The 9,680-nt window shown below is 75.5% G+C and carries 1 protein-coding gene; it reads right to left on the reverse strand.

The features are described 5' to 3' along the window. A partial coding sequence (locus ACFY2L_RS38925) for a type I polyketide synthase (RefSeq protein ID WP_390824715.1) occupies positions 1–9,680 on the reverse strand: 9,680 nt, incomplete at both ends.

The raw sequence follows: 9,680 nt of genomic DNA on the forward strand, positions 1-9,680 counted from the left end.
TCGAACGCCTCCCACGCCAGCTCCAGCAGCAACCGCTGCTGCGGATCCATCGCCAGCGCCTCACGCGGCGAGATCCCGAAGAAACCGGGGTCGAACTCGGCCATGTCCCGCAGGAATCCGCCTTCGCGGGCGGTGCAGGTGCCGGGGTGGTCCGGGTCGGGGTGGTAGAGGCCGTCGACGTCCCAGCCACGGTCGGCCGGGAAGGGCGCGATGGCGTCGGTGCCGTCGGCGAGCAGGCGCCAGTAGTCCTCGGGAGTGTCGGCCCCGCCGGGGAAGCGGCAGCTCATCGCGGTGATGACGATCGGGTCGTCGGCGAGGGAGGCGGAGTCGGCCGCGGGCCGCGCGGTGGCGGGCAGGCGGTCGTCCTCGGAGGCCGTGCCGAGTTCGCCGATCAGCATCCGGGCCAGTTCGGCGCAGTTGGGGAAGTCGAAGACCAGGGTGGCCGGCAGACGCATCCCGGTGATCTTGTTCATGCCGTTGCGCAGTTCGACGGCGCTGAGCGAGTCGAAGCCGAGGTCGCTGAAGGCGCGGGTCGGCTCGACCGCCTCGGGCCCGGGGTAGCCGAGCACGGTGGCCACATAGCCGCGGACGACGTCGAGGACGGCGTCCGCCCGTTCGTCGGCGGCGAGGCCGGCCAGGTGGCGGCGGAGGGCGGACTGATCGCCGTCGCCGCCGTCGCCGAAGGAGTCGCCGGCCGTCGGGCCGGAGGCGGCGTCGCGGACCGGCGCGAGAACGCGCTGGGCGTCGGCCAGTTCCCGCAGGAGGGCGCTGGGCCGGGAGCCGGTGAAGGCGGGCGCGAACCGTTCCCAGCCGATGTCGGTCACCGCGAGACAGGTCTCGCCGTGGTCGAGCGCCTGCTGGAGGGCCTGGCAGGCCAGTTCGGGCTGCATGTCGTACACGCCGTAGCGGCGCAGGCGGTCGCCGACCGCGCCGTCTCCCATGCCGCCGTCGGCCCAGTGGCCCCAGGCGACGGCCGTGGCGGGCAGGCCGAGGGCGCGCCGCTGCTGGGCGAGGGCGTCCAGGAAGGCGTTGCCGGGGGCGTAGTTGCCGAGGCCGGGGCCGCTGATGGTGCCGGACGTCGAGGAGAACAGGACGAAGGCGGACAGGTCGAGGCCGGCGGTCAGTTCGTGCAGGTTGACCGCGGCCGTGGCCTTGGTGCGCAGCACGGGGTGCATCCGCCCGGGGTCGAGAGCGTCGATGACGCCGTCGTCGAGGGAGCCGGCGATGTGCAGTACGGCGTCGAGCGGGTGCTCCTCGGGGATCGCGTCGATCAGCTCGCGCAGTGCGTCGCGGTCGGCGACGTCGCAGGCGGCGAGGGTGACGCGGCCGGCGCCGAGGGCGGTCAGTTCCGCCGACAGTTCGGCGGCGCCGGGCGCGTCGGCGCCCCGGCGGCTGGTGAGCAGCAGGTGCTCCGCGCCGAGGGAGGCGAGCCAGCGGGAGATGTGTCCGCCGACCGCGCCGGTGCCGCCGGTGATCAGGACGGTTCCGCGGGGGCGCCAGCTCTCGCCGGGCGGTGTGGCACCGTCGAGCGGGGCGCGCAGCAGGCGGCGGCCGTAGGTGCCGGAGGCACGGACGGCGGTCTGGTCCTCGCCGTCGGGCCGGGCGAGCAGGGCGCACAGCCGGTCGCCCGCCCTGCGGTCGAGGGCGGCGGGCAGGTCGATCAGACCGCCCCAGCGGTCGGAGTGTTCGAGGGCGGCGACCCGGCCGAAGCCCCAGACGAGGGCCTGGGGCGCGCCGGTCACGGTCTCGGCGGCGGTGACGGCGACGGCACCGCTGGTGGCGCACCACAGGGGCGCGCTGACGCCGAGGTCACCGAGGGCCTGAAGGAGTGTGAGCGTGCCGGCGAGGCCGGCGGGCACCGACGGGTGGTCGGGGTGCGGGGTCTCGTCCAGGGCGAGCAGCGACAGCACTCCGCCGAGGCCGGCCGGTTCCAGGGCGGGCTCGCCGTCCGTGGCGGCGAGCGCGGCGGTCAGCAGGCCGGTCAGCCCCTCGCGGTCGGCGTCGGGGCCGGCGCCGTCGACGGCCGCGACGCGGACGGTGACGCCGTGGTCGGTCAGGGTCCGCCGGGTGGCGTCCGCCAGGGCGTGCCCGGTGGCGGGCACGACCAGCAGCCAGGTGCCGGACGGGGGCGCGGCCGCGGTGTCCTGGGTGAGCGGGGTCCAGCCGACGGTGTAGCGCCAGCTGTCCACGGTGGACCGCTCCTTGCTGCTGCGCCGCCAGGCGGACAGCGCGGGCAGCACCTCCCGCAGCGGGGTGTCCCCGCCGAGGTCGAGGGTGGCGGTGAGGGAGGCGAGGTCCTCCTCCTCCACCGTCCGCCAGAAGCGGCTCTCCACCGCGCCGGAGACCTGCGTGCCGTCCTCGGCGACGGTGTCCGCGTCCCGCAGTTCGGGCCAGAACCGCAGCCGCTGGAAGGCGTACGTCGGCAGGTCGACGCGGCGGGCGCCGGTCCCGGCGAAGACGCTGGGCCAGTCGACGGTGACGCCCTGGACGTGGGCCTCGGCCAGGGAGGTCAGGAAGCGGTCCAGGCCTCCCTGGTCCCGGCGGAGCGTGCCGAGCACCACGGCGTCGGCGCCGGCGTCCTCGACGGTCTCCCGGAGGCCGAACGCGACGACGGGGTGCGGTCCGACCTCGATGAAGGCGCGGTGCCCGGCGGCGAGCAGACCGCGGACCGCGTCCTCGAAGCGGACGGTCTCCCGCAGGTTGGTGTACCAGTAGGCGGCGTCCAGGACGGTGTCGTCGTCCAGCCACTCGCCGGTCACCGAGGAGCGGAAGGGGATCTCGGCGGGCGTCGGCCGCAGTCCGGCGAGCGTGTCGAGGACCTGCTCGCGGACGGGTTCGACGTGCGCGGAGTGGCTGCCGTAGTCCACGGCGACCTTGCGGGCCTGGACGCCGTCGCCGGTCAGCGCGGTGAACAGGTCGTCGAGGGCGTCGGCGGCGCCGGAGACGACGACCGAGCCGGGGCCGTTGACGGCGGCCACGGAGAGCCGGTCGCCGTACGGCTCCAGCCGGGTGCGCACCTCGCCGGCGGGGAGCGGGACGGACATCATGCCGCCGTCGCCCGCGATGGCGGTGATGGCCCTGCTGCGCAGGGCGGCGACGCGGGCGCCGTCCTCCAGGGACAGGGCGCCGGCGACGACGGCCGCGGCGATCTCGCCCTGGCTGTGGCCGACGACGGCGGCGGGCTCGACGCCGTAGGAGCGCCACAGGTGGGCGAGGGAGACCATGACGGCCCACAGGACGGGCTGGACGACGTCCACCCGGTCGAGGTCGGGGGCGTCCGGGCCGCCGCGCAGGGCGGCCGTCAGCGACCAGTCGACGTACGGTGCGAGCGCCTGCTCGCACTCGGCGATGCGCTGGGCGAACGCGGGTGCGGTGTCGAGGAGTTCACGGCCCATGCCGGGCCACTGGGCGCCCTGGCCGGGGAAGACCAGCACGGGTCCGGTGCCGCGCCGGTCGAGGCCGCGGACGACGTCGCTGACCATGCCGTCCTCGACGAGGTCGCGCAGTCCGCGTTCCAGGCTCTCGTCGTCGGTGGCGAGCACGACCGCCCGCTGTTCGAAGGCGGTGCGGGTGGTGGCCAGGGACAGGCCCAGGTCGGCGAGGCCGAGTCCGGGGTGGTCGCGCAGGTGGGCGAGGAGCCGTCCGGCCTGGGCGCGCAGACCGTCGCCGGTACGGGCGGAGAGGGGGAGGAGGACGGGCGTCGGCAGGGGGTCGGCCGTGCTCTGCCCGGCCGTGGTCTGCCCGGTAGGGGTCCGCACGGTCGTGTCGTTGAGCGGGGTGTCGTCGGGCGGCGTGTCGTCCGGGGCCTGTTCGATGATGACGTGCGCGTTGGTGCCGCTCATGCCGAACGAGGAGACGCCCGCGCGGCGCGGACGGTCGGTCCGCGGCCACGGCACCGGCTCGTCGAGCAGCCGTACGGTCCCCGCGGACCAGTCGACCTCGGGGGTCGGGGTCTCGGCGTACAGGGTCGCCGGGAGCAGGCCGTTGCGGAGGGCCATGACCATCTTGATCACGCCGCCGACACCGGCGGCGGCCTGGGAGTGCCCGATGTTGGACTTCAGCGAGCCCAGCCAGAGGGGGCGGTCCTCGGTACGGTCCTGGCCGTAGACGGCGATCAGCGCCTGGGCCTCGATCGGGTCGCCCAGCGTCGTACCGGTGCCGTGCGCCTCCACGGCGTCGATGTCGGCCGGGGTGAGCCCGCCCCCGGCCAGCGCGGCGCGGATGACCCGCTGCTGCGAGGGTCCGTTGGGGGCGGTCAGGCCGTTGGAGGCGCCGTCCTGGTTGAGGGCGCTGCCCTGGACGACGGCGAGGACGGGGTGTCCGCTCCGCCGGGCGTCGGACAGCCGCTCCAGTACGACCATGCCGACGCCTTCGGCCCAGCTCGCCCCGTCGGCGTCCGCGGAGAACGGCTTGCAGCGGCCGTCCTCGGCGAGCGCCCGCTGCCGGCTGAACTCGATGAGGGAGCCCGGCGTCGACATGACGGTGACACCGCCGGCCAGCGCGAGATCGCATTCGCCCTGCCGCAGTGACTGCGCCGCGAGGTGCAGGGCCACCAGGGACGAGGAGCAGGCGGTGTCGACGGACAGCGCCGGGCCCTCCAGTCCCAGGGCGTAGGCGATACGGCCGGACAGGACACTCGGCGAGTTGCCGGTGCCGATGTAGCCCTCGAAGCTCTCCTTGGCGGCGCCGAGGATGCCGATGTAGTCCTGGTAGGTGACGCCGGCGAAGACACCGGTGAGGGTGCCGCGCCGGGACGCCGGGTCGATGCCCGCCCGCTCCAGTGCCTCCCACGACGTCTCCAGCAGCAGCCGCTGCTGGGGGTCCATCGCCAGTGCCTCGCGCGGGGAGATGCCGAAGAAGCCGGGGTCGAAGTGGCTGGCGTTGTGCAGGAAGCCGCCCTCGCGGGCGTAGCAGGTGCCCGGGTGGTCCGGGTCCGGGTGGTAGAGCGCCGCGAGGTCCCAGCCGCGGTCGGCCGGGAGCGGGGAGATGCCGTCGCCGCGGTGCGCGACGAGGTCCCACAGCTCCTCCGGGCTGGTGATGCCGCCCGGATAGCGGCAGGCCATGCCGACGACCACGATCGGGTCGTCGTCGAGCCGGGCGCGGGAGGCCGCGGGCGCCGCCGCGTCCGGCCGGGCGCCGAACAGTTCCTCGTCGAGGTGCGCGGCGAGCGCGAGCGGTGTCGGGTGGTCGAAGACCAGGGTGGCCGGCAGCAGGACGCCCAGTTCGGCGCTGAGCTGGTTGCGCAGTTCGACGGCGGTGACGGAGGCGAAGCCGAGGTCCTTGAAGACGCGGGAGGGCTCGACCTCGTCGAGGTCGACGTAGTCCAGCACGGCGGCCACCTTGCGGCGCACCCGGTCGAGCAGGACCCGCCGGCGCTCGGCGGCGGACCGCCCGGCGAGCCGGTCCAGCAGGGTCGCTTCCCCGGCCGCGGCAGCGGTGTCGGCGGCGCGACGGCGCACGGTCCGGGCCGCGACGGCGGGACGGGCGGGCTCGGCGGCGTCGCCGAGCCCGGCCGCCGCGGCCTCGCGGGCGCCGTCCACGGCATCGGTGTCCGTACGGTCCTCGGCAGGGCCGGTGTCGCCGGGATCCCTCGGGGCGGGCGCGGCGGGGGCGGGCCGCAGGCGCAGCGACTCGATGGCGAGCACCGGCTGCCCGGAGGCGTCGGCGGCGTGCAGCGTCACCGCGTCCTCGGCGCGTCGGGTCAGCCGCACGCGCAGCGTGGTGGCGCCGTCGGCGAGGAGAGCGGCGCGCTGCCACGCGAAGAGCAGCAGCCCCTCCTCCAGTCCCTCCGGCAGGCCGAGGCCCAGCGGGTGCAGTGCCGCGTCCAGCAGGGCCGGGTGCAGTCCGAAGTGCCGTGCCTGTTCCCGTGCGTCCGCGTCGAGGGCGACCTCGGCGTACACGTCGTCACCGTGCCGCCATACGGCGGTGAGGGCGCGGAACGCCGGGCCGTACTCCAGACCGGCGTCGGCCGCCAGCCGTTCGTACAGGTCGCCGACGGCGACCGGTTCCGCTCCGGCCGGGGGCCAGACGGCGAAGCCGGCGAAGTCGGCCGCCCGGTCCTCCGCCGGGCCGGCGGGTGCGAGCAGGCCGCCCGCGTGGCGGGTCCACGCGGCGCCGTCGGATTGCGGGTCGTCGGGGCGCGAGTGGACGGAGAGGGCACGGGTGCCCCGGGCGTCCGGCGCGTCGACACGGACCTGGAGCCGGACCGCGCCGTGCTCGGGCACCGTGAGGGGCGCCTCCAGGGTGAGTTCGCGTACCTCGTCGCAGCCGGCCTCGTCGCCCGCGCGGACGGCGAGTTCCAGGAAGGCGGTGCTGGGCACCACGGCCGCGCCGCCGAGCCGGTGGTCGGCCAGCCAGGGGTGGGAGCGCAGCGACAGCCGTCCGGTGAGCACGACCGCGTCGCTGCCCGCGACCGGCACCGCGGCGGCGAGCAGCGGATGGCCGGTGGCGGCGAGGCCGAGCGCGGAGGCGTCGCCCGTCGCGGCGGGCACCTCGAGCCAGTAGCGCCTGCGCTGGAAGGCGTAGGTGGGCAGGGAGACGTGCGGCGCCCGGGACAGCGACGGCAGGGCTGCCGTCCAGTCCACGTCGACGCCCCGGGTGAACAGGGCGGAGACGGCCGTCAGCAGGGTCTGCCGCTCGGGACGGTCGTCCCGCAGCGCGGACACCTGCAGACCGTCCGCCGTGGGCAGGCACGACCGGGTGAGCGTGGTGAGCGTGCCGTCGGGGCCGAGTTCGAGGAAACGGGTGACGTTCCGGTCGGCGAGCGTGCCCACGCCGTCGGCGAAGCGGACCGCGTCCCGCACGTGCCGCACCCAGTACTCCGGGGAGGCGAGTTCCTCGGCGGTGGCGGGAGCGCCGGTGACGTCGGAGACGACGGGGATGCCCGGCGCCTCGTAGGTGACGCTCTCGGCGACGGCACGGAAGCCGGCGAGCATCGGTTCCATCAACGGGGAGTGGAAGGCGTGGCTGACCCGGAGCCGCCGGGTGCGCCTGCCCAGCGCCTCGACGGCGGCGGCGATCTCGCGCACCGCGTCCTCGGTGCCGGAGACCACCACGGACAGCGGTCCGTTGACGGCGGCGATGCCGGCCTCGGTCTCCCGGCCCGCCAGCAACGGCAGCACCTCGTCCTCGGACGCCTGGAGCGACACCATCGCCCCACCCGCAGGAAGCGCCTGCATCAACCGGCCGCGCGCCGCCACCAGACGACACGCGTCGGCCAGCGACCACACCCCCGCCACATGGGCCGCGGCCAACTCCCCCACGGAGTGACCCAGCAGCACGTCCGGACGCACACCCCACGACTCCAGCAGCCGGAACAGAGCCACCTCCAGCGCGAACAGCGCGGGCTGGGCGTACTCCGTCCGGTTCAGCAGATCGGCGTCCTCACCGAACACCACCTCCCGCAACGGGCGCGGCAGTTCGGTGTCGAGGTGGGCGCACACCGCGTCGAAGGCGTCGGCGAAGACGGAGTACTCCGCGTACAACTCCCTTCCCATGCCGAGGCGTTGCGCGCCCTGTCCGGCGAACAGGAATGCCGTACGGCCGTCCTGGAGCACGGAGCCGATGACGGCGCCGTCGGCCGGCTCGCCGTCCGCGACCGTCCGCAGACCGCGCAGCAGGGCCCCGCGGTCCCCGCCCCACACCACGGCCCGGTGCTCGAACGCCGAGCGGGTGCGGACGAGGGAAGCGGCCACCTCGACCGCCGCGGCCTCGGGACGGCCGGCGAGATGGTCGGCCAGCCGGGCGGCCTGGGCCCGCAGGGCGCCTCGGCTGCGGCCGGAGACCACCCAGGGCAGCACGGTGGTGTGCTCGGAGGGGTCGTCGCCGGGGACGGCACCGTCGCGGGGCTCCTCGGCGGCAGGCTGCCCGAGGAACGGCCCCTCAAGGGCGGGCTGTCCGAGGGCCGGCGCCTGAGGGGCGGGTTTCGGCGGGGCGGGCTGTTCCAGGATGACGTGGGCGTTGGTGCCGGACACCCCGAAGGCCGACACACCGGCCCGCCGCGGACGTCCCCCGGCCTGCGGCCACGCGGTGTTCTCCGTCAGCAGCCGCACCTCGCCGGCCGACCAGTCGACATGGCTCGACGGCTGTTCGGCGTGCAGGGTGCGCGGCAGCAGGCCGTGGTTCATGGCCAGCACCGTCTTGATGACGCCGGCGACCCCGGCGGCGGCCTGGGTGTGACCGATGTTGGACTTCAACGAGCCGAGCCACAGGGGCTGTTCGCGGTCCTGCCCGTAGGCGGCGAGCAGCGCCTGCGCCTCGATCGGGTCACCGAGTCTGGTGCCCGTGCCGTGCGCCTCGACCGCGTCGACGTCGGCGGGGTTCAGCCCCGCCCCGGCCAGCGCCTGACGGATGACCCGCTGCTGGGCGGGGCCGTTGGGGGCGGTCAGGCCGTTGCTGGCGCCGTCCTGGTTGACGGCGGAACCGGCGACCACGGCCAGCACCCGGTGCCCGTTGCGGCGGGCGTCGGAGAGCCGTTCCACGACGAGCACGCCGACCCCCTCGGCCCAGCCGGTGCCGTCGGCCTCCTCGGAGAACGCCTTGCACCGGCCGTCCGCCGCGAGACCGCCCTGGGAGCTGAACTCGACGAAGGCCCCGGGGTCGGCCAGCACGGTCACCCCGCCGACCAGTGCCAGGTCGCACTCGGCGGACCGCAGCGACTGCGCCGCCAGGTGCAGCGCCACGAGGGAGGACGAGCAGGCCGTGTCGACGGTCACGGCGGGGCCCTCGAAGCCGAAGGTGTACGCGACGCGGCCGGAGACCACGCTGCCGGCGACACCCGTCAGCAGCTGCCCGCCGAGCCCCTCGGGCACCTCACGGAGTCCCGCGCCGTATCCGGAACTGCCGGCGCCGACGAAGACACCCGTACGGCTGCCCTGAAGTGCGTCGGGCCTGATCGCCGCGTGTTCCAGGGCCTCCCAGGACGTCTCCAGCAACAGTCGCTGCTGCGGGTCCACGGCGAGGGCCTCGCGGGGCGAGATGCCGAAGAAGGCGGGGTCGAACTGCCCGGCGTCGTAGAGGAATCCGCCCGCGCGGGTGTGGCTGCGGCTCCGGCCGTCGTCACCTGTGCCGTGCAGGGCGTCCAGGTCCCAGCCCCGGTCGGTGGGGAAGGCGGAGATCGCGTCGGTGCCTTCGGTGACCAGCCGCCACAGGTCGTCCGGGCTCTCGACCCGGCCCGGCAGCCGGCAGGCCATCCCGACGATGACGACCGGGTCGTCCGTCGTGGCGGTCAGGAACGGAACCGGCGGCGGCGCGTCCGCCCCCGGGTCGCCGTCCGCGAACAGCTCCTGTCGCAGCAGTCGTACGAGAGCCGTCGGCGTCGGATGGTCGAAGACGAGGGTGCTGGGCAGCTTCAGGCCGGTCTCGGCGGCGAGCCGGTTGCGCAGCTCGACGGCGGTGAGGGAGTCGAAGCCCAGATCCCGGAAGGACCGTGTGGCCTCCACCGCCGAGGTGTCGGCGTGACCGAGCACCGCCGCGACCCCGGCGAGGACCGAATCCAGCAGGGCGCGGTCGCGTTCGGCCGCGGGCAGTCCGGCGAGCCGGTCGCGCAGCACCGAGCCGGCCGGTGCGCCGGCGGGGCTGTCCGCCGTGGTGGTGAGGGCGGTGCGGGCTTCGGGAAGACCGGCCAGCAACGCGCTGGGCCGCACGCTCGTGTACGCCGGAGCGAACCGCTCCCACTCCAC

It is taken from the genome of Streptomyces sp. NPDC001381 (assembly GCF_042895685.1).
Lineage (GTDB): Bacteria > Actinomycetota > Actinomycetes > Streptomycetales > Streptomycetaceae > Streptomyces.